Here is a 22,386-nt window from a genome sequence, read left to right as displayed (position 1 = left end):
TAACAGGTCACGTTGATAACAAGCTATTATATCAATAATTTAGACTGAAAATGGGTACTTAATTGGATCGTGACATTGGTAACCGACTACTTCAAAATCATCCATTGTCACCCATGTTTCTAAATCTTCTAATGACGTTATTTTAGGGTTAATTTTTAATTGCGGTGATTCGAAAGGCTCTCGTTTCAACTGTACATCTTGCATCAATTCTAATTGATCTTCATAAATATGAGCATTAACAATTTTATGGTAAGCCTTGCCTGCTTTTTTACCGGTTATCTGTGCTATTAATGCCAAGAAAGCAAACACTTGAACTTGGTTAAAATTCAGCCCTAGCGGGACATCGCACGAACGTTGATAACTAGTCAGGTGCAACGTGTCACCTAATAGAGAAAACGTATGTGTATGCATACAAGGACGCAAACAACCTAACTCAAATTCCCCTGGATTATAAAATGTCAGTATTTCTGCGCGATCATCGATGCCATTTTTTAAGTTATCAACAATTTTTTTTAATTGATCTAAGGTGCTGCCATCAGGCTTCATCCAAGAACGACCTTGAACGCCATAAACACGTCCCATATCATCTTCGCCCTTACGATGTGCACTGTTCAACCAAACTTCATTTAAGTTAGCATTGGCATCCCATGTTTTTGTCCCTAACGCACGGAAGTCTGCAGCATTATCATAACCTCGAATATAACCTAAAAATTCAGCAATCGCCGATTTATAAAAGCTTTTACGTGTTGTGATCATCGGAAATTGATTATTGCCTACATCGTATTCTAAATCGGCATTGATAACCGTCAGGCAGCGTTTACCAGTACGCTCATTTTCAATCCAAGTACCTTCATCAATAATGCGTTGGCATAACTGTAAATACTGTTTCATTATTTCTTACCTTTATTATTTTTTACTTTGCTTGGTACTGCTTGAACTGGGTTATTTTTATAAGCATAAAACATTAAAGCAGATCCAATGATGATCATTGGTAACGATAGAATTTGTCCCATACTCATATTAAATGTCAGTAAGCCTAACTGTGCATCTGGTTCACGAGCAAATTCAATAATGAATCGGAATGTACCGTAACCTAATAAGAATAACCCAGCCACTGAACCAGCCGGTTTAGGTTTACGAATAAACAAGATTAAAATAATAAATAACACCACACCTTCTAATGCAAACTCATATAACTGTGAAGGATGGCGAGGAAGCGGGCCTGCATTGTAGAAAATTACGCCGAATGGAGAATCAGTCACCCTTCCCCATAATTCAGAGTTAATAAAGTTACCAATACGTCCAGCTCCTAAACCAACCGGTAATAACGGCACAATAAAATCACCGACCGATAAGATAGAGCGTTGGTGACGTTTTGCATAAATAATAATAGCAGTCAGTACCCCTAACACGCCGCCATGGAATGACATGCCGCCTTCCCATATTCTAAATAAGTACATTGGGTTATCGATGAAAGTTGGAAATTGATAAAAGAATACGTAGCCAATACGTCCACCTAAAATAACCCCCATAAACCCTGCAAACAAAAGGTCACTTGCTTGTTCGCGAGTCCATGCGCCATTAGATTTATCACAGGCGCGATTTGCCATCCAAAATGCACAAGCAAAACCAACAAGGTACATTAATCCATACCAGCGAATATCTATAGGGCCGAGGCTAATCGCGATCGGGTCAATCTGGGGTAATACATAAGGAGATGAGGACATATTTTTACTCTAATTGATGATGTTAATGGCGGTATCATAACGTAATTTATACATATATTTAAATACGGCTTAAGGATTAAAATTTTTATATTTTAAATTCCAAATAAACAATCAAATTAAATGCTCTTTTCTAACGCTTTTTTGTTTAATATTAAAAAATAACAATTACTGAATTAATTTATGATTAATTATGCTATTTTCTGCGCCAAATTATGATCTGTATTAATTCTGATATGAGATTAGTTATTACAATCACCTTGTAGTCACCATACCAAAATAGCGTTTGCTTCTACTAAGCGTTAAACCATTAATCACAGTGTCAATAAAACCATTTATCAGCACTGTTAATAATAAAAAAGATAGGACATATTTATGAGTTCAAACCCCACCCTTATTCAACGAATGATGAACGGTAGCTTAGTTTTACAAATTGTTATTGGTATTATTGCAGGCGTTTGTCTTGCAACTATCTCTCCAAGCACAGCTACATCAGTTTCATTTCTTGGTGGATTTTTTGTTAGCGCTTTAAAAGCAGTTGCACCCATTCTTGTTTTTATATTAGTAGCATCATCAATAGCAAACCAAAGTAAAGGTGCGCATACCAATCTTAAACCTGTTATTCATTTATATTTAATCGGTACTTTATTAGCTTCTATTACTGCCGTTCTATTTAGTTACGTTTTCCCAACAGAGCTTGTATTAATAACGACTGATATCGTTGCATCTCCACCTGAAGGTATTTTAGAAGTATTAAATACACTGTTATTTAAAATTGTAGATAACCCAGTCAATGCATTAGTGACAGGTAACTTCATTGGTATTTTAGCGTGGGCTGTCGGTTTAGGCTTAGCTCTTCGACATGCAAATGAATCGACTAAGAATATGTTACATGACCTATCACATGGCGTCTCTAAGATAGTACAATTGGTCATTAGATTAGCACCGATCGGTATTTTCGGTTTAGTCGCAACGACGTTTGCAGAAACGGGCTTTGATTCATTAATTGGCTACTCTCACTTATTAGCTGTGTTAGTTGGTTCAATGTTATTTATTGCATTAGTTGTTAATCCAATCATTGTTTATATTAAGCTAGGTTCAAATCCTTACCCGTTAATATTCCAATGTCTACGAGAGTCAGGTGTTACCGCTTTCTTCACTCGTAGCTCTGCAGCTAACATTCCAGTGAACATGGCATTATGTGAAAAATTAGATTTGCATGAAGATACTTACTCAGTTTCTATCCCACTGGGTGCAACCATCAATATGGCGGGTGCGGCAATTACGATTACAGTATTAACATTAGCAGCTGTTCATACCTTAGGAATTGAGTTTGATATTTTAACGGCTATTTTATTAAGTGTTGTTGCAGCGGTATCAGCTTGTGGAGCATCTGGTGTAGCAGGTGGTTCGCTGCTATTGATTCCACTAGCATGTAGCTTATTTGGTGTGCCGAATGAAATAGCAATGCAAGTTGTTGCGATTGGCTTCATTATCGGTGTTGTGCAAGATTCAGCTGAAACAGCATTAAATAGCTCAACTGATGTTATCTTTACCACTGCGGCTTGTCGTGCTGAAGAAGCAAAAGAGTTAGCAGCTAAAAGCTAAACGAATTAATCGTTAACTTTAAAATATAAAAAACCGATCAAATGATCGGTTTTTTTATAGATGAAAGAGTTGGCAATAAAGTTATACCGATCATATTAAATAATTCTTCTAAATTTTGCGCAGGAAAAATGGCTTAGTTTAAGGTGTAAGTTAAGGCCATTAAAGAATTAACTAAAACTTATTTCTTACCTGCTCGTACAAACCCACCTAAGCCTTTTTCATCTAAGTAATTAATAAAAGTTTGTTTGATGAAGTTACCATCATGCCCTTTTAACGCAATTTGAGTACAGGCCTCTAACTCAGGGATAGTCACTTTATTCAGCAAATATTTAACTTTATTAATATTAAAAGCATTCATACTTAGCTTGCGATAACCCAACCCTAGCAACATCAATAGTCCAATCGGATCACCTGCTAATTCACCACAAATACTCACTTCAATATTGTTCTTTTTACTTTGCTCGAGTATTAAACGCATCGCCTGTAAGACGGCAGGATGGTAGCTATCAAATAGGTCTGCTACACGACTGTTATTACGATCTACGGCTAATAAGTATTGAGTTAAGTCATTGGTACCAATTGACAGAAAGTCCACCAGCGGCGCTAACTGATCAATAATAAAAATAGCAGAAGGTACCTCAATCATGACACCAATATCGGGCAGTGGAAATTGATCTTCTGTGACATGTTGCTCCCAACAAATCTCTTGCCATGCTTGAACGATTAATCGTTTTGACTCTTCCACTTCACCAACAGAACCGACCATAGGCAGCATAATACGTAAATTCTGCGTGTTAATATTGGCACGTAACATCGCACGTATTTGTACCAGAAAGATCTCAGGATGGTCCAATGTTAAGCGAATACCACGCCACCCTAAAAATGGATTTTCTTCTGTAATAGGGAAGTAACTTAACTGTTTATCGCCACCAATATCGAGTGTACGCATAGTGACAGGTAAATCTTTATATTCTTCCAATAAATGTTGATAAGCACTTACTTGCTCTTGCTCAGTCGGAAAAGCGCTATTAAGCATAAAAGGTAATTCACTACGGTATAAACCAATTCCTGAGAAGTTCTGTTCTTTAAAAACATCAGGTGTCGTATTTAAGCCGGTATTGAGTAACACTTCAATTTCACAACCATCTTTAGTGATGGCAGCTTGATTTGCTTCTAACTCAACTAACGCCTTCATCTCATTTTCTTCATCAAGCAGAATTTGATATTCCGCAATCAGAGAAGCTTCAGGCTCAATAATAATTGTGCCTGCATAGCCATTGATGATGATATTTTTATGCGCTACATTTTTTAATCTTAAAGGCACTCCTAATACCGCAGGAATACCAAGTGCACGAGATAAAATCGCCACGTGAGAACTTAATCCACCACGTACCGATACTATCCCTTTTAATTTATCTGGCGGAATCATCGCCAGCATCGAAATAGTCACTTCTTCTGCTACTAAGATAATCTCATCAGGAAAGTCGTGTTTTTCATCATCACGATTTGAGAGATGGTATAAAAGACGTTGGCCCACATCGCGAATTTCAACAGCACGTTCTCTTAAATATGGGTCACTCATACTTTCGAACTGTTCGATGTACCTTTCAGCAACACGTTTTACAGCACTTTTGGCTGTTAACTTGTCTTCTCTAATTTGTAGTTCAATCGCTGACAGTAGCGCTTTATCTTTTAATAAATGCCCATACACATCGAATAACATAAAGGCATCTTTAGAGACTTGTTCCTTAAGCGTTATTGATACTTTAGAAAACTCATCTGCACATGCTTGAACAGCATTAGTAAAAGACTCCATTTCACTATTAGGCTTATCACTTAACTCAATGCCAACATCACTTAACAAAAGGTGAGCTTGTAAAACATGGGCCTTATTAATAGAGATCCCAGAACTCGCAGGACTACCTTGTAAATGAAGTGAATGTCTTTTGGGTGCTTTCTCGTCTGGTAGATCTAAAAGCGTTCCACCTAATACACTGCCTAGGTGCACTGCTAATGTAACGAGGAATGATTCTTCAAGCTCATTGAATAAACGAGGTAACCGTTGTTGTGCCACTAATACGCCAAGCACTTCACGTTTGTGAATGATCGGTACACCTAAAAATGATTTAAATTGTTCTTCGTTACTAGAAGGAAGGTATTTGAATCGAGGGTGTTCAGACACGTTGGCTAAATTAATTGGTTCACCTTTTTGATAAACTAAACCAACAATACCTTCATCAAGATTAAAGTGTGTTGCACCAACCACTTGGTTATCTAAACCCTCACTAGCCATCAGTGATAATTTTTTAGTTTCTTTATTGGTCACAAAAATAGAACAACAATCTAAGATCATTGTGCTTTTAGTTTGTTCTACCAATAAATTCATAGCATCAGAAAGAGTACTGGCCTCACCGAATTGTTCTACAATCTGACGAAGTTGGCTGAACATAAAACACTCCTGTTAATGAGGGAAGACAGTACTTATTGTTTGAAAGAACCTCGACGAGGCCGTTTATTTCTTTTTTTATCTGATTTATGCATTAATGAAAAAGCAGCATGACAAAATTCAGCCAATGCTCTTCTATATACATCACGTTTAAATGACACCACTTGCCGTACTGGATACCAATAAGTTACCCAGCGCCAATCATCAAACTCAGGATGTCCACAAGTCTCAAACCCAATTTGCTCTTCCTCTGCGATCAATTGTAATAAAAACCAACGTTGTTTTTGGCCAATACAAATAGGTGCGGGTGACTCCCAACGCACTAGACGTTTGGGCAATTTATATCGTAACCATTGACGGCTACTCGCAACTACTTTTACATGTTCAGGTTTTAGACCTACTTCTTCATACAATTCACGATACATCGCTTTTTCAGGCGTTTCACCTTCTTTAATTCCACCCTGTGGAAATTGCCATGAATGTTGACCGAAGCGTTTAGCCCATAAAACTTGACCATTTTTATTACAAATAATGATACCTACATTGGAACGATAGCCGTCAGCATCAATCATTAAAAACCTTAGTCAGGTTAAGATCTATTCCTATTTATACACAAGTAAATCGTCGAAAAAATAGAATAGATGGAATTATAATTATTAATGCATTCTTTCACAGAACCCCTTTACCATCAAACCGATAAACTATAAAAAGGTTAAACGATAGTACCTACATCACGTTTACAGAAAATTGCAGATAAAATATATCCACCAAATCTGTGTATAACTATGTGCACAATTAAGCATAAATAAAAAAATAAAGAAACAACACAAACTACAAGATCTTTATTCGCTTATTTATACTATGATTATCACATTAAAAAACAATAAGTTGAACTTAAAATATAATAAAATTTCTTTTGACCCTGTGATTAGATCCAGTGTTTTTAATTCACAATCGAATGTGAATATCTTCTGCGTTTAAAAAATAGTCATTGCCAATTTCAACGACACTTTTTGTTTAAAAAATAAACATAAAAACCCATTTTTAAGGAATTTACACACATTTTAAAAAATTAAAATTAGGATCTTACGATCTATTCACTTATCCACTAAAATTGTGCATAACTCTGTGTAAGTTCATTTCACAACTATGAATAACCTCAAATAAGAAAAGTGCGTACAATAAAAGCATCTATTTATTATTATCAATTAAAGGGAGTAACCATGCAGGCCACACCACAATCTGAAGCTCAGTTATTAGAATATTGTGAAGCGATTGCAGGTTATTCTTTATCGGAACTTGCTGATATGGCAAATATCGAAACGCCGGAAAACTTGCGAAAGAATAAAGGATGGGTTGGGCAACTTATAGAATGGCACTTAGGGGCCACAGCAGGCAGCAAACCTGAACAAGACTTTAAGCATTTAGGGATTGAATTAAAAACAATTCCTATTGATAGCCAAGGTAAGGTACTAGAAACCACTTTTGTATGTAGTACGCCTATATTACATACAACACACTTAACTTGGCAAAACAGCAATATACGTAATAAATTAAGTAAAGTGTTGTGGTTACCTGTACAAGGCGAGCGAACAATCCCACTTTCAGAACGACTTGTTGGTAATGGCTTCTTATGGACGGCTTCTTCTCTGCAAGAACAATTAATGCAGCAAGACTGGGATGAATTGATGGAGAAAATTGCGCTAGGGAAAATAGAACAAATCAGTGCACGTGATGGACAAGTTCTTCAACTCCGCCCTAAGGCAGCAAACGGTCAAGTGGTTACCGATGCCTACGGTGAAAATGGTGAACTCATTAAAGTACGCCCTCGTGGTTTTTACCTGAAAAAAGTATTCACTCAGGAAATTATTAACCAACAATTTAATTTAATTTAAGTTTCAATGATTATCTGACTAGAATTTGTACAGCGTTTGCAGTAGATTAAATACGAAATAATATTTTTTGAGGATCTAACATGAGTATTAAAAAGCAATTTTTAAAAAATAAACCAATGGTTAAAGTCACCTTTGAAGTTAGTAAAGAAATAGCAAATGATGCAACAAGCATAAATTTATTATCTGAGCATAACCAATGGAAGCCTATTGAATTTAAAAAATTTAAAAATGGTAAATTTAAAGTAGCAGAAAATATCTCATCTGAAGATCGCCAAGGCTTTCAATTTATTTATCAAGTGACTTCTGAAACAGGTATTCAATCAACGCTATTGCCTGATGATGTAGATAGCTATGTTGATAATGGAATGAATGATGGTGGAAAAAATGCAGTGCTGTTACTCTCAGAATAATAAAGTCGAGCTTTAACACTGTATTTTAAAGATCAGTTTATACATTAAAACATCTTTAAAATGATGATCAAAAATATATGGTTCACCATAGGTATTCTTTCACTTTATTATTAACCGCCGAACCTTACGATATTCCTATTTTTAAAAGCATTTTCTTAAAAATGGATACTGTCTTTAAGTCTTATTGTTTACTACTTATTGAGCGCTCAAATCATCATTGAAATATTTGCCTGACATAAAAGATACTTATATCGACTTTACTAATATGATCGATACTCAATAAGTGAACGTATTATTGATAGAGTGTCGCTCAAAACCTATAACTAACACTAATATAGCCTCTTCGTTAGCTACTCCAAAGTATGTAAAATAAAATACTCCGCTAAGACAGATTTTTAGCGGTGAAATTATTTATGTAGAAATAGAGTTCATAGGATTTAACAGACACTACCACTGTAATAATTTACAGTGTACTATGTTTTACAACTGCATGATTATTATAAAGAATGCTTTCAGACCACTAGAATACTTATATTCGAATGTATTAATGAGTGAGAAATAATGAACAATATTGAAATACGCGGTGCAAAAACACATAACTTAAAAAATATTAGCTTAACGATCCCACGTGATAAATTAGTCGTGATCACAGGCCTGTCTGGTTCAGGAAAGTCTTCATTAGCATTTGATACTTTATATGCAGAAGGCCAACGTCGTTATGTTGAATCATTATCAGCTTATGCTCGTCAATTTTTATCATTAATGGAGAAACCTGATGTTGAACATATAGAGGGTCTCTCTCCCGCTATTTCTATTGAACAAAAATCAACATCTCATAATCCACGATCAACTGTTGGCACAATTACCGAAATATCTGATTATTTACGATTATTATTTGCCCGTATCGGCGATCCTCGCTGCCCTACGCACGGCGTCACATTACATGCTCAAACCGTCAGTCAAATGGTCGACTCTATCTTAGAGAGTCCGGAAGGTAGCAAAATGATGTTACTTGCGCCAATTGTAAAAGGACGTAAAGGCGAGCATGTTAAAACATTTGAAAGCTTAGCAGCACAAGGATTTTTGCGAGCTCGTATTGATGGGGATATTTGTGACTTAAGCGATCCACCAAAGTTAGAACTTCATAAAAAACACAATATCGAAGTCGTGGTTGACCGATTTAAAGTGCGTGATGACTTAAAGCAACGCCTTGCCGAGTCGGTAGAAACAACATTAGATCTCAGTAATGGTTCTGCTATTTTAGCGTATATGGATGATAGCCAACCAGAGCAATTATTTTCAGCGAACTTCTCTTGCCCACACTGTGGCTACAGTATTTCAGAACTAGAGCCGCGCATATTTTCTTTTAATAGCCCAGCCGGAGCATGTGAAACCTGTGATGGTTTAGGCGTAGAACAATATTTTGATGAAGCACGTGTTGTAACTGATAACTCGCTAAGTTTAGCCGACGGGGCGATCGAAGGTTGGAGTAGTAAATCAAATTATTACTATCAAATATTAAGAGCCGTAGCCGCACATTACGATTTTTCACTAACTAAACCATTTAAGTCCTTAGCTAAAAAACACCAACAGTACGTTTTAAATGGGACAGGCTCAGAAAAAATATCTTTTACTTACAGTAATGATAAAGGTGACCAAGTTTCTCGTTTACATGCATTTGAAGGTGTTATCCCTAATCGCGCACGCCGTTATAAAGAAACAGAATCACCTGCGATGCGTGAATACCTAAGTAAATACATGAATCGTCAATCTTGTTCTAGCTGTGGTGGTTCACGTTTAAAAGAATCGTCTCGCAATGTGTTCATTAATGACGTTAATCTTGCTTATGTTTCTGAATTATCTATTTCAGATGCAGAACAATTTTTCAAAGAGATTAAATTAGTTGGACAAAAAGCCAAAATAGCCGAAAAAATACTAAAAGAAATTTTAGAGCGACTTAGTTTTTTAGTTAATGTGGGTTTGAATTACCTAAGCTTAGAACGTAGTGCAGAAACATTATCTGGCGGTGAAGCACAACGTATTCGTTTAGCGAGTCAGATCGGTGCGGGTTTAATGGGCGTTATGTATGTTTTAGATGAACCTTCAATCGGTTTGCATCAACGTGATAACGAACGCTTATTGAAAACGTTAACGCATTTACGTGACTTAGGTAATACAGTTATTGTTGTAGAGCACGACGAAGACGCCATTCGCCAAGCAGATCATATTATTGATATTGGCCCCGGCGCAGGTATTCATGGTGGCGAGATCATTGCCGAAGGTAACTACCAAAAAATACTAAAATCTAAAAACTCGCTCACAGCAGACTACTTGAGTGGCCGTAAAGAAATAAGCATTCCAGCTCAACGTACGCCATTAACAGGTAACTGGGTCAAGTTAAAAGCAGCCAGTGCAAATAACTTAAAATCAGTCAATTTAGACTTGCCATTGGGTGTATTAACCTGTGTTACTGGAGTGTCAGGCTCAGGTAAATCAACGTTAATTAACGATACTTTATTTCCATTGGCGCAAACTAAACTCAACAAAGCCAGTACAGCAGAGGCATTAGCGCATAAGAGTATCTCTGGTTTATCACAGTTAGACAAAGTCGTTGATATTAACCAAAGTCCGATAGGAAGAACGCCACGTTCAAACCCAGCAACCTATACGGGGATTTTCACACCAATACGTGAATTATTTGCAGCGACACCTGAGTCACGATCTCGTGGTTATAAACCAGGTCGTTTCAGCTTTAATGTTAAAGGTGGACGCTGTGAAGCTTGCCAAGGTGATGGCATGATCAAAGTTGAAATGCATTTTTTACCTGATGTTTATGTCCCATGTGACGTGTGTAAAGGTCAACGCTATAACCGTGAAACCTTATCGGTCAAATACAAAGGTAAAAATATTCACGAAACATTAGATATGACAGTAGAAGACGCCTTTAAATTCTTCGAGCCAGTACCTGTTATAGCCAGAAAATTACAAACGTTAATGGATGTTGGTCTTTCTTATATTCGTTTAGGTCAAGCGGCAACGACACTATCAGGCGGTGAAGCTCAACGTGTAAAACTAGCGAAAGAGTTATCTAAAAGAGATACGGGTAAAACATTGTATATCTTAGATGAACCGACGACAGGGCTTCATTTCCATGATATTGCTCAGTTATTAAAAGTCATTCATACATTGCGTGATAAAGGCAATACGTTAGTCATTATTGAGCATAACTTAGATGTGATTAAAACAGCTGACTGGATCATTGATCTAGGTCCCGAAGGTGGTAATGGTGGTGGAGAGATCATCGCGACTGGCACTCCAGAAGAGGTAATAAAAGTAAAAGGTAGTTATACTGGTCAATTCTTAAAGCCGATTTTAGACAATAAAAAGAAATCGTAACCAGTTATCGTTAGTAAAGGCGATAATCAATAACTGATTAAACATAGAGTATGAGAGATAAATGGACTTACAACAAAAGCTAACACGTGCCTTCTTCATTAGTTTTGCACTGTTAATGGGCTTAGGCGCGCACTACTTCCAACATAATCAAGGTGGTAGTGGCTTACAAATAGCGGTTAACAACGTTGTTTGGGTATTTTTCTCTCTATTGATTGGTTTAGGTTTATGGAGAATAACAGCACAGCAAAAAATTATTTATTCAAAATATACAGCGATTATATTCATCGCTTTAGGATTATTTTTTGTCCCTCTTTTTTACCCTAATAATGAGTTTGCAGATCAAAGCTACACGCGTTTATTAGGTCTTTTTGCCGGTATTCTGCTCTTTTTGAGCTTGCAACAATTTAGCTTTACTCGTCAGCAGATTGAAAAGCTTCTGTTATTGATTGTATTGGCGGGATTTATTCAAGCCTGTTACAGCTTAATGCAAGACTACTTGTTACCAGCAAGCAACTATTTTGGCTATAACGTCGGTTATGGTCGTCCCTACGGTATATTCCAACAACCTAATGTATTAGCTAGTTTTATGGCAACCACCTTGCTATTAAGTGGTTACTTATTACAGCAAGTAAACAATAAAAAGCTTCAAGGCTGGTTGTTGCTCACCGCTATGCTCAACATCTGGGTCATTAGTGTTGCCATGTCTCGAACTGGTTACCTCGGGGCCTTAATTGGTTTATTACTATTAACACCTTGGGCTTGGCAAAGTAATAAAAAGCGCTTTATGTTATTCGGATTAGCGGTTTTATTAGGTATCGGTTTCGCTTCAATGAAAGGTGATGCGTTAGGTGCTCGTAACGTCGAAGTAATGAAAGAAGGCGGTGCCCGTATTGAAATGTACCAACATGGTTGGCACATGATAAAAGCAAAACCATTGTTCGGTTATGGTTACGGCGGTTTTGAAAAAGCGTATTTAACAACGCATGCAGAACGCGTTGAAAAAGGCGAGTTGAAAAAGTTTTCGCAAGTATTAACACACCCTCATAACGACCTCATCTTTTGGGCAATTGAAGGTGGAATAGCACCAATATTAGGTATGTTGCTATTAGTGCTCACCTTTTTCCATCGATTAAGTTCCTTCAAATGGCCAAAAGCATTGGCGTTATTAGCCTTGGTCATTCCTATAGGGCTACATACTCAAACAGAATACCCTTTGTATCACTCAGCACTGCATTGGTTAGTGTTAATGGTGCTGGTCTTTTATGTTGACTCGGAGTCACAAAAAGTCAGTGAGAAACGCTTTACTCCAACGTTCTTTTTACGTATTGCAGGTACTTTGATTCCGCTATTCACAGCCATTTTTATGGTCACTAATTTATTTACTATCCACACAATGACCCATTTCGAACGAAGTAGAACACCTGATATTCGAGAACTTCTTAGTATTGTTAATCCGTTGGTATTCGACAATAACATTTCGTTTCATTTATATAATTTCAGACTAACAAGTGCCATGAATACGGGTAATACAGAAGAACTTAAACAAGTGACACTCGCATTGGAAAAGACTGTTTATAACACGCCTAAACCTTTCTTTTATCATCTATTATACCTAGCTTATAAACATAATAATCAACCAGAGCAAGCGGTTGAAGTACTCAATTATGCACGTTACTTATTCCCTGGTGACAAAGGCTTAAGAAATGCGGATAAGCCGAAAGAAATAACTTCTGAAGCTACCTCAACAGCGGAAAAAACAATAAATAACAGCGCTGCAGATAGCAATAACAAGGATCAATGATGGGGTTCTATAATATATTTCCATCTATGCTACGCTCGATTTTTTCTTTTACATTGTTATGTTTAAGTGGCATTCCTTTAATAGCCACAGCCGATATTTATATGTATATCGATAAGAAAGGAAATAAACACTTTTCTGAACGAAAGGAAGATAAAAATTACACGTTATTATTGCGCAGTGATACCAACAAAAAACCGCATAGTTTTAGAAATTGGAAAGCCAAAAGCTATACTAATATTTCAATTCCCCGAAATAAAACACTGCAAAGAAAATACCACCCTATTATTATAAAAGCGGCAGAAAAGAACCAACTGGATCCGGCTTTTTTACATGCCATCATTACCGCAGAATCGGCTTATCAAAGCAAAGCAGTATCTTCCGCTGGAGCGCAAGGATTAATGCAACTGATGCCTGAAACCGCTAAACGTTTTTCAGTTACCGATTCATTTGATCCGATACAAAATATCTATGCAGGTGCTTTATATCTAAAAATATTATTAAAAGAATTTAAGACCAGAGAACTAGCGGCAGCGGCTTATAATGCAGGGGAAGGCGCAGTAAGAAAATACAAAAGGCAAATTCCTCCGTATCCTGAAACACAAAAATATGTGTCTAAAGTACTGACTTTTTACCAGTATTATCAACACAATTTATAAATCTAAAATTCAAAAAACCTTAGTATTGGCAAATAACACAAGCTCAACTAATTAATGTTATTCTAGAATAATATTAATTAGTTTCTTAACATCATTGCATGAGTAGCACCAAAAAATGTATAAAATAAAACAATTACTCTCTAACAAATACATTTCTTATGGTATTGGCGTTGCATTGATTTATGCTTTTATCGATATCCTAATGCCACTTTCATTCACGACTGTTTACAATAGTTTGCTGATCACTATTACAGTGTATTCAAGCACGGTTATTGTCTTACCAAGAATTACTAAATACCTGTTAGTTGATAAAAGTTTATATATTTTACCCGTCCTATTATCGACCTATAGCATTGCTATTATTGCCATTGTTTTATTGCGCATTGAGTATTCACGCCCTACTTTACTTTATGGCTTTAGTGTTGTTTTATGTTGGTTATTCTTTAGCACATTATTAAACCGTAAATCCGCTATTTTAAAATTACAGGCCATTGATAATTTCTCACTTTCTTCTCTGAGCACAAATCAACATATTGAAATAAAAACGATTACAGCGCCTTATCACCTCAATCAAATTGAACAAGGCTTGGTCGTCAATTTACATAATCAATTAACACCTGAACAAGAAAAGTTTATTGCCGACTGTAGTATCAATAATATCGTTGTTTACCACTCTGAAACCATTAGAGAAATGATTGAAGGTAAAGTCCCCAATACACACCTATCTGAAAGTGCATTAAATGCTTTAAATACCAATCCCAGTTACCGCTTAATAAAACGGATAATAGAATCCACCCTTATAATAGCGAGCTTGCCTCTATTATTACCATTATTGATGATAGTCAGCATTGCAATTAAATTAGAAAGCAAAGGCCCTATTTTTTATACTCAAAATAGAGTGGGGCAAGCCGGAAAAGTATTTAAAATATATAAACTAAGAAGTATGGTAGTAACTTGCCCAAAAGCCGACTCTAAATTTGCTACCGAAGAAAGTGCAAGAGTCACGAGGATTGGCAGATTTATTCGTCAAACGCGCATCGATGAAATACCACAATTTTTTAACGTATTAAAAGGCGAAATGGCATTAATTGGGCCAAGACCAGAGCAAGAGATATTTGTAAAAGCCTTTGAAAAACAGATCCCTTTTTACGGTTACCGCCACATGGTGAAACCTGGCATTACAGGTTGGGCACAAACAGTCCAAGGTTATACAGCAGATACCGACTCAACCCGTGAGAAGCTCGCACATGACCTCTACTACATCAAACACCTTTCATTCTGGCTTGATGTAAACATATTCTTTAAAACGCTTAAAACGATGATTACAGGGTTTGGGGCGAAGTGAGTTATTTAAGGCTTTTTAAATAACCTTTGATTGCATATATAATAAATACATTTAAAGCTTTAAACCTATTTAAGCCAACAACTTCCCGATAGAATTGCCATTGATACTTTAAAACAGCCCACTTATTTCGAGTCATACCACTATCCACTCGATACTTAGCTAATACCTCGTTTAAACAATAAGCCTTCGGAATGATTTTTAAAATACTTAACCATAATCCCATATCTTGCCGCTTTCTAATTAACGGCATATATTGTTTACCAATATGTTCAGTGTCGTAAATAGCAGTCAAACAACCAATAACATTACTATATAAAAGCTGATTATAAGATACTTCCAAAGGAGGATTAATGACTCCTAAATCACCATCAAGATCAAACTTTTGATAAGCGCTATAAGTAAGGGCATACTTATTATCAAGCATAAATTTAATTTGTTTTTCTAACTTAGTAGGAAGCCATATATCATCAGCATCAAGGAAAGCAATAAAACGGCCGTTCGCATATTTAATTGAATTGTTCCTAGCTGCTCCCGCACCTGAATTTTTGTCTAAAGTAAAAAGTTTAATTCGAGAATCTAATTTTTGATATTCTTTAATGATCTTGACTGTGTTATCTGTCGAGCAATCATCGGTTATTAAAACTTCAAAATCAATATCAGACTGCGAAATAATAGAATGAATAGTAGCTGAAATAAATTTTTCTGAATTAAATGAAGGAATAATAATAGAAGTCAGATAATTATAGTTCATAATGTCCTAGGTACAATCAATAATTACAGTATAGAGTAGGCAGCTACTTTAAATAACTAATTTTATAACACTCATATATTTTTCTTGATAATCATATAATTCGTCTAAAGATTTTTTATTTTTTACAGAAGAATAATCAAAACAGAAAGACTCTACGTCTAATTTATAAATATTCATCATGGTTATTAAAGCCGTAGAAAAAAAGGATGCTACTTTTACAGGAATAATATTTTCATAAATACCATATAACTCTACAGGATAATCTATTTTCTTAACTTTTATGTTTAGATACTGAGATATTAACTCTAATTTAAACGGGTTTTCTTCTCTATGTGGGATATAAATTATATTAAATGCGCTATAATAAATGGAAATTTCTTTCATTAAAGACAAATAGTACTCTTCTTTTACCATTCCTATTTCTGCTATTTTTGCACCAAGAAATAAAACAGACTTTCCGTCAGTTTTTCTATCTAGATCATTTAACATATTCAAGGTCATAGAATATCTATTTTTATATATTCTTTGATTTTTTATTGGCCTTAAGGAATATAAAGAAAATAAAGTGTAATAATTAATATTACTGAAGCTACGTTGTATTGATAAAGTTTTAGAGCCATCGTCTAAAAGTATTACTTTATTTTTATTATATATTTTTAATAATATAGAGAAAAAACCAGCCCCAAAATTGCCTAAAAATATTCTATCAGAAATTAAAGAATTACAAGTATATTTACATATAAAAAAAAATATTTTACAAAAGTCTATAAAGTTTTTTTCTTTGGCATTAATATTTATTATTTCAAATTCTTTTATTTGTAAAAAAGCTATAAGGTGAAGTAATTGATTATCGTTATTTTTTTTTCCAGATAAACGAATAATAATACGATAAGAACTAAGTTTAAAATAATTTACAGCTTCGTAAGCATTAAGTAATTGAAGAGGAGATTCAATAAACAAAAAATCTTTTTTTAATTTAAAATCAATCACTTAAACTCCAATAAATATACTATAGAATAATTTTATTTAAATTAAAAAAATTAAAAAACAAAACTAATTTATGCTTTTTAACGCAACTTTATTCCATTATGAATGCATTACCATCTTACTAAAAAATTTATTATTTTTTAGTAAGAACTCGTAACTTCCTTGTGCCTCTAACTCCCCATTATTAATAAATAATATTTGATCACAATTTTTAACGGTTTTCAAACGATGTGCAATTAAAATAACTGTTTTATGACCATTAAGTTTACTAATAGCATCCATAATCAACTTTTCAGTAATCCCATCTAATGCGCTAGTTGCCTCATCAAAAATAAGAATATCATTATCATTATATAATGCTCGTGCAATACCTATTCTTTGTTGTTGCCCTCCTGAAAGTTGCACTCCACGTTCACCAATTTGAGTATCAATACCATTTTCAAGTTGTTTCAAAAATTCACATAAATGGGCTTGCTTTATCGCTTTATTTACTTGTTTTATATCAATATTATTTTTATCAACTCCAAAAGCAATATTTTCAGCAATACTGCCAGCGGTTAATATAACATTTTGAGGAACATAGCTAATACTCTTTCTCCATTCAAGTAAATTCTCTTTTATTTCTTCGTTATCAACGATAAATCGACCTGAGTCGATATTAATTAATCCACTTAAAATATCAACTAATGTAGATTTCCCTGATCCTGATGGACCAACAATGCCTAAAAATTGATTCTTTTTAATTTCTATTGTTAAATTTTTTATAGTACTTTTTTGTTTACCCGGATACGAGAAATTAATATTCTCCATTCGAATAGATTCCATAAATTTAATTTTTGAAATAATCGAGTTACACTTTTTTATTTTAGTTGATTCGACAATATCCTCAGCTAATTCTATCACGACAGAATAATTCCCTCGAATATTAGCAATGTAAGAGTAAATTTGTTGCAAAGATGGTAAAAGTTTAAATGCAGAAATACCATATAACGTAATAATAGCGATAATTTGATTCATCTCTTTTTGTTGTATCGCTATTAGGTACAGTACCAAGCAGGCCATCCCAACATAAGCCATCCACTCCATTATATATCTAGGTGCTACAGATAATGTAATATTACTTGATTGTGCAGTCATTACTTTTACAGAACTTTCTTCAAATTTTTGTATAAAATACTCTTCTTTATTCAATAAAATAACATTCTTAATATCTCCAAACCCCTCATTTAAATGACGTAATCTTTGTTGGTTTCCTTTAGATATTCGCATACTGTTCTGTGATAATTTAGGCTTAGTTATTCTAAAAACAATTAAATAACCACCTACGAATAAAACTGCTCCTGCAATAGTAACAAGAGGATCATATATAATGAGAGTAATACCGATGAGAAAGACTAAAATAAGCCGAGAGACCATTAAAAGAAATGGAGATAAAACATTGAGGGTTAATCTTTGAGTTTCTACGAAAATACGATTAATAATCCAATTTGAATTAACTTGGGTATGATATAACCAATTTTTATTCTGATAATAACGAAAAAGGTTTACAGCTAATTCTCGGCCTATATCCAATGAAACTTTATTTATTCGCTTTACCCCCAGTACTGAAAATATCGTACTCATAGATAAGATAATCATGAGAAAAACAGCAGAAATAAATATAAGACTATTACTTGATTCTCCTAAATATAAATACACTTTATTAATTACTGAGAAACTAATGACAGATTCAATATTACTAATAAGGTGCATAAATGCGGCGACTGAAGAGATAGTTATGATTTCAAATAAACTTAAAAATAAAATTAAAATTTGCAATTTTTTTATTTTTAGTCTTTGATTTTCATCAAAAAGAGACCATAGTAATTTAAAGGTAGACAGCATTACAACACCATAAATTAAACGTTATAGTTAAATAGAAATAATTTTTAATTGTCACAAATAAGAAAAGTAAACAATGTATTACAGCTTAGATGTGAAAAGCGATGCTTAAGACTATCACTTAAGTTCTACATTTTAGTTAATAGCAAAATTTAACTTATTGAATGCAAAAAATTAAAAACTAATCGGCTTACGTGTTTTTTTCGCTTTAGATGCAGGCGCTTTATTGTTTACGTTAGGCTGAGCCGATGCTTCATATTCTGTTGCAAATTGTGTTTCCTCTACAACTTCATTACCTTCCGTTTCACCTGCAATGGCAATATGTAAATATTGCTCATTAAAGTAAATCAAATCGCCTGCATAAATTTTCTTGCGCTTTTGCGTTTCTACTTCACCATTAAGTGACACATATCCTTCTGAGATCGCTTGTTTGGCTTCACCACCACCAGAGACTAGATTAGCTATTTTTAATATTTTATACAGCGCAGTAGGCTCTTCACGTATTTCAACTAATGTTGCAAAGACCTCTTCTTGATCGGACATGTTTTATTCTCATTTATAATTTATTGGTAGTTACTTACCCGTTAAGCTGTGATCCCAGTCTTTCCAAACGACTTCATAACCTTGGGCTTTAACTAGTTCAGCCATTGCTGCCGGTGAGCGTTCATCACTTATTTCAAATTGCTCAAGGGCTTTGTCTGCTTGTTCTGCATATCCGCCAGGCTGTGTACTTGAACCCGCGCTAAGTGACGTAATGCCTAAAGGTAACACATGATTCCTAAAATGTTCAGACTCACGTGTCGATAGTGATAGTTCAACTTCAGGATTAAATAAACGATAAGCACAAATCAATTGTACTAGCTCTTTATCGTCCATCACCGATTTTATTTCCATGCCACCTTCACAGGGGCGCAAACGAGGAAATGAAATAGTATAACGGCTTTGCCAGTATTTTTTCTCAAGATACGTTAGATGTGCTGCTACATAAAAGCAATCTGTACGCCATTCTTCTAAACCAATTAAGCTACCTAAGCCCATTTTATGAATACCCGCTTCACCTAGTCGGTCATGCGTATCTAATCTGTAGATAAAATCAGACTTTTTACCTTTTAAATGATGTTCTGCATAGGTCACTGGATTATACGTTTCTTGATAGACTAATACTGCATTAACCCCATATTCAATCAATTCACTGTATTCGTCTTGATCAAGTGGTTGTACTTCGATGGTAATGTTAGCAAAGTGCTTTTTGATAACAGGTAAAGCTTGTTTGAAATAATCCATACCGACTTTACGTTCAGACTCCCCAGTCACTATTAGAATATGGTCAAAACCCATTTTTTTAATCGCTAAACACTCATTTTCAATTTCTTGCATATCTAAGGTTTTACGACGTAATGCGTTGTGCATTGAAAAACCACAATAAGTGCAAATATTACTGCACATATTCGAGAGGTAGAGTGGAATGTAGAACTGTTGCGTTTTACCAAAACGTTGCAAAGTTAACTGTTGTGATTTTTGTGCCATTTGCTCTAAATAAGGTTCAGCAGCTGGACTTATTAACGCTTTAAAATCTTCCAAGTCTAAACGAGGCTTTGATAACGCACGCTCTACATCCGATGCGGTTTTAGCATAAATAGACATGCGAATATCATCCCATTGATACTCTTTTATTTTTTCACTAAAAGTCACAGGCTGGCCTCGAGGAATGCAGTTAATGGACTTGAGGCAATCGCTTGCGTGCTTTGCCCACCTAAACCCGCTAAATAAGCTTGGCGACCTGCTTGTACCGCTTTTGCAAAGGCTTCACTCATTGCAATAGGGTTACCCGCGACAGCAATGGCTGTATTAACTAACACTGCATCTGCCCCCATCTCCATTGCAAGCGCTGCATGGGAAGGGCTACCTAATCCTGCATCCACAATCACTGGAATATTCGCTTGTTCAATAATAATTTCTAAAAAGTCAGCCGTTTTAATGCCTTTGTTCGAGCCAATCGGAGCGCCTAACGGCATTACCGCAGCACAACCGGCCGCCTCTAAATGTTTACACAATACAGGGTCGGCATGAACATAAGGCAAAACAATGAACCCTTTATTAGCTAACATTTCCGCCGCCTTTAAGGTTTCAATGGGGTCAGGTAGCAAATACTTCGGGTCGGGATGTATTTCTAATTTAACCCAATTAGTTTGTAATGCTTCACGCGCTAGTTCCGCTGCAAAAACGGCCTCTTTCGCATTACGGGCACCTGATGTATTAGGTAATAACTTCATGCCATTTTTAATGAGCGGCGCAAGGATATCATCATCACGATGTTGCATATCGACACGCTTTAAGGCCATTGTGACTAACTCTGACTGTGATGCTTTTAAGGCCGCGACCATGGTTTGTTGATCATTAAACTTTCCAGTTCCTGTAAACAAACGAGAAGAGAAAGATTTATCACCAATAACCAACTGATCGTTTTTATTCATTTCATCAAATAACATGATTTATCCACCCGCAATGGCTTGAAATAGAGAGATGTTGTCACCCTCGTTAAGAATAGTATCTGCCCAATGAGAGCGACTGATAATTTCTTGATTGACCGCAATAGCGCTTCCCATTAACGGCTTATCTAAATATATTAATAGTTGTTCGATATTACTATTTTCTGCTAGCTCTAACGTTTGTTCATTAACGTGTATTTTCATCTGACTTTGCCCCTATCAATGCAGTGTAATTGACGCCACTTAATTAATGCTGTCCACATACTGTGCATTTTGGATCTTTATTAACCGTAAAAGTTTGCCAATCTAGGGATTTTCCATCGAACAACTTTAATTTATTTTTAATGCCTGACGGTAAACCAAAAAAATATTTAATCGCTTCCAATGCTTGTAATGTACCGATAGTGCCAACCACCGGGCCGATAATGCCTGAATTACTGCAATTGAGTGTTTGCTCTTCTGAACTTGGAAATAGGCAGTGGTAACAAGGGGAATCAGTTTCGCTATGGTCAAAGAACATCAATTGCCCTTCAAAACGTATTGCAGCCCCGACAATTAACGGTACTTTTGCATCAACACAGGCTTTATTGATCAACTGTCGACTCGCCATATTGTCAGTGCAATCCAACACTAAATCAGCCATGGTCAACTCCATGGTCAACTGCATCTCTGGCATGGTTTTATTGATACTACGCACTTTAATTTCTGGATTAATTTGCTGTAATTTACGTTTAGCGACTTCTACTTTTGCTTCACCAATATCATCACTTTGATAAGAAATTTGGCGTTGTAGGTTACTCACTTCAATATGGTCAAAATCATTCAACACAATATGACCGACGCCAGCAGCAGCCAGATATAATGAAGCCGGTGAACCCAACCCTCCCATCCCAATAATAAGTACCTTGGCATTTTTGAGGGCCTGTTGACCCGTTTCTCCAACATCTTCTAATAATAGATGGCGGCTATAACGTAATAATTCATCGTCATTCAACAT

The 22,386-nt window shown here is 35.4% G+C and carries 19 protein-coding genes; 7 read left to right on the top strand and 12 right to left on the bottom strand.

Features of this window, described 5'->3' with window-relative positions; all coding sequences use genetic code 11:
- Positions 1-39 precede the first annotated feature (39 nt).
- The gene (locus V6255_RS11490; protein ID WP_341628291.1) at positions 40-891 is read right to left on the bottom strand and encodes a thymidylate synthase; all 852 of its coding nucleotides are present in this window, start codon (positions 889-891) and stop codon (positions 40-42) included.
- The gene (gene lgt / locus V6255_RS11485) at positions 891-1,727 is read right to left on the bottom strand and encodes a prolipoprotein diacylglyceryl transferase (RefSeq protein ID WP_341628290.1); all 837 of its coding nucleotides are present in this window, start codon (positions 1,725-1,727) and stop codon (positions 891-893) included. Before lgt ends, V6255_RS11490 begins: the two co-directional genes overlap by 1 nt.
- Before the next feature lie 372 nt (positions 1,728-2,099).
- Between lgt and sstT the strand changes: the two genes are divergently transcribed.
- On the top strand, positions 2,100-3,332 hold the full coding sequence (gene sstT, locus V6255_RS11480; protein WP_160060267.1) for a serine/threonine transporter SstT: 1,233 nt from the start codon (positions 2,100-2,102) through the stop codon (positions 3,330-3,332).
- Positions 3,333-3,510: 178 nt separating this feature from the next.
- Here the strand turns inward: sstT and ptsP are convergent, their stop codons facing one another.
- Positions 3,511-5,781, bottom strand: a complete 2,271-nt coding sequence (ptsP, locus tag V6255_RS11475) for a phosphoenolpyruvate--protein phosphotransferase (RefSeq protein WP_341628289.1) — start codon at positions 5,779-5,781, stop codon at positions 3,511-3,513.
- Between the two features lie 32 nt (positions 5,782-5,813).
- Positions 5,814-6,350, bottom strand: a complete 537-nt coding sequence (rppH, locus tag V6255_RS11470; RefSeq protein ID WP_341628288.1) for an RNA pyrophosphohydrolase — start codon at positions 6,348-6,350, stop codon at positions 5,814-5,816.
- 651 nt (positions 6,351-7,001) lie between these two features.
- Here rppH and mutH point away from each other — a divergent pair.
- From mutH to V6255_RS11440, 6 genes are all read left to right on the top strand, one after another.
- Positions 7,002-7,673: a DNA mismatch repair endonuclease MutH gene (mutH, locus tag V6255_RS11465; protein WP_341628287.1), complete on the top strand. Its 672-nt coding sequence runs from the start codon at positions 7,002-7,004 to the stop codon at positions 7,671-7,673.
- A gap of 80 nt (positions 7,674-7,753) precedes the next feature.
- A complete protein-coding gene (locus V6255_RS11460) occupies positions 7,754-8,083 on the top strand; it encodes a hypothetical protein (RefSeq protein WP_341628286.1) in 330 nt (109 codons plus the stop codon).
- A gap of 561 nt (positions 8,084-8,644) precedes the next feature.
- Entirely contained in the window at positions 8,645-11,479 is a 2,835-nt protein-coding gene (gene uvrA / locus V6255_RS11455; RefSeq protein WP_341628285.1) for an excinuclease ABC subunit UvrA, read from the top strand.
- Positions 11,480-11,540: 61 nt separating this feature from the next.
- A complete protein-coding gene (locus V6255_RS11450) occupies positions 11,541-13,280 on the top strand; it encodes a PglL family O-oligosaccharyltransferase (RefSeq protein WP_341628284.1) in 1,740 nt (579 codons plus the stop codon).
- On the top strand, positions 13,280-13,936 hold the full coding sequence (locus V6255_RS11445) for a transglycosylase SLT domain-containing protein (RefSeq protein WP_236546615.1): 657 nt from the start codon (positions 13,280-13,282) through the stop codon (positions 13,934-13,936). The genes V6255_RS11450 and V6255_RS11445 overlap by 1 nt, the downstream gene beginning before the upstream one ends.
- A gap of 115 nt (positions 13,937-14,051) precedes the next feature.
- The gene (locus V6255_RS11440; protein ID WP_341628283.1) at positions 14,052-15,281 is read left to right on the top strand and encodes a sugar transferase; all 1,230 of its coding nucleotides are present in this window, start codon (positions 14,052-14,054) and stop codon (positions 15,279-15,281) included.
- 1 nt (position 15,282) lies between these two features.
- On the opposite strand, the gene V6255_RS11435 is transcribed toward V6255_RS11440, so the two are convergent.
- From V6255_RS11435 to V6255_RS11400, 8 genes are all read right to left on the bottom strand, one after another.
- On the bottom strand, positions 15,283-16,032 hold the full coding sequence (locus tag V6255_RS11435; protein WP_341628282.1) for a glycosyltransferase family 2 protein: 750 nt from the start codon (positions 16,030-16,032) through the stop codon (positions 15,283-15,285).
- A gap of 48 nt (positions 16,033-16,080) precedes the next feature.
- The gene (locus V6255_RS11430; RefSeq protein WP_341628281.1) at positions 16,081-17,022 is read right to left on the bottom strand and encodes a hypothetical protein; all 942 of its coding nucleotides are present in this window, start codon (positions 17,020-17,022) and stop codon (positions 16,081-16,083) included.
- A gap of 96 nt (positions 17,023-17,118) precedes the next feature.
- Positions 17,119-18,903, bottom strand: a complete 1,785-nt coding sequence (locus V6255_RS11425) for an ABC transporter ATP-binding protein (RefSeq protein WP_341628280.1) — start codon at positions 18,901-18,903, stop codon at positions 17,119-17,121.
- Between the two features lie 171 nt (positions 18,904-19,074).
- The gene (locus V6255_RS11420; protein ID WP_341628279.1) at positions 19,075-19,443 is read right to left on the bottom strand and encodes an RNA-binding S4 domain-containing protein; all 369 of its coding nucleotides are present in this window, start codon (positions 19,441-19,443) and stop codon (positions 19,075-19,077) included.
- Between the two features lie 30 nt (positions 19,444-19,473).
- On the bottom strand, positions 19,474-20,592 hold the full coding sequence (gene thiH, locus V6255_RS11415; protein WP_341628278.1) for a 2-iminoacetate synthase ThiH: 1,119 nt from the start codon (positions 20,590-20,592) through the stop codon (positions 19,474-19,476).
- Positions 20,589-21,389: a thiazole synthase gene (locus tag V6255_RS11410; protein WP_341628277.1), complete on the bottom strand. Its 801-nt coding sequence runs from the start codon at positions 21,387-21,389 to the stop codon at positions 20,589-20,591. Before V6255_RS11410 ends, thiH begins: the two co-directional genes overlap by 4 nt.
- A 3-nt stretch (positions 21,390-21,392) precedes the next feature.
- On the bottom strand, positions 21,393-21,593 hold the full coding sequence (gene thiS / locus V6255_RS11405; RefSeq protein WP_341628276.1) for a sulfur carrier protein ThiS: 201 nt from the start codon (positions 21,591-21,593) through the stop codon (positions 21,393-21,395).
- Between the two features lie 43 nt (positions 21,594-21,636).
- Positions 21,637-22,386 carry a HesA/MoeB/ThiF family protein gene (locus tag V6255_RS11400; RefSeq protein ID WP_341628275.1) on the bottom strand — a complete coding sequence of 250 codons (750 nt, stop codon included), beginning with the start codon at positions 22,384-22,386 and terminating at the stop codon, positions 21,637-21,639.

It is taken from the genome of Psychromonas arctica, from assembly GCF_038155225.1.
GTDB classification, from domain to species: domain Bacteria; phylum Pseudomonadota; class Gammaproteobacteria; order Enterobacterales; family Psychromonadaceae; genus Psychromonas; species Psychromonas arctica_B.
This window is presented reverse-complemented; position numbering and strand designations above follow the sequence as displayed.